The 751-nt window shown below is 60.7% G+C and carries 1 protein-coding gene; it reads right to left on the reverse strand.

Annotation, left to right across the window (positions count from 1 at the left end; genetic code table 11):
* Positions 1–751 (reverse strand): phosphopantetheine-binding protein (locus tag CH262_RS17155; RefSeq protein ID WP_141214695.1); only part of this gene is annotated, 751 nt, incomplete at both ends.

Raw genomic sequence — 751 nt, forward strand, 5'->3', positions numbered from 1 at the left:
CAGGCCCGCTACGGTGGGGGCTTCCATGAGTGCACGGACGCTGATTTCACAGTCGAAGGTTTCCTGCACGGCGGCTACGACACGCATCGCAGAGAGCGAGTTGCCGCCCAGGTCGAAGAAGGAGTCGTCCACGCTGACTCGCGGCAGGTCGAGAACCTTCGTGAAAATGCCGGAGATAATTTCTTCAACCGGAGATGACGGCGCTCTGTGAACGCCGCTGGCGAATTGCGGCTCGGGCAACGCCCATTTGTCCAGCTTGCCGTTGACAGTTAACGGCAACTCGTCGATGACCATCACCACGGCCGGAACCATGTACGCAGGCAATCGCGCGGCAACTCGTTCGCGCAGCGCCCCACCATCGATTCCCGCAGACACCTCGGTAGGTACGACGTAGCCAATCAACTGCTTGCCGGTATCGGTATCACGGGCCACCACTGCCGCACGCTCCACTCCGGTCAAGGCAGCGAGTGTTGCTTCCACTTCACCGATTTCGATGCGGTAACCACGAATCTTCACCTGATCGTCAGAGCGACCCACATACTCCAGCTCGCCGTCGTGATTCCAACGAACCAGATCGCCGGTGCGATACATCCGCGAACCCAAAGGGCCGAGCGGACACGCGACGAATCGCGATGCCGTCAAGCCCGGCCGTCGCACATAACCGCGTGCCACACCCCGCCCCGCGACATACAACTCACCAACCACACCGATCGGAACCCGCCGCAAACCGGAATCCAACACAAACAACGCA

Source organism: Rhodococcus sp. 05-2255-1e, from assembly GCF_002259025.1.
GTDB classification, from domain to species: Bacteria; Actinomycetota; Actinomycetes; order Mycobacteriales; family Mycobacteriaceae; genus Rhodococcoides; species Rhodococcoides fascians.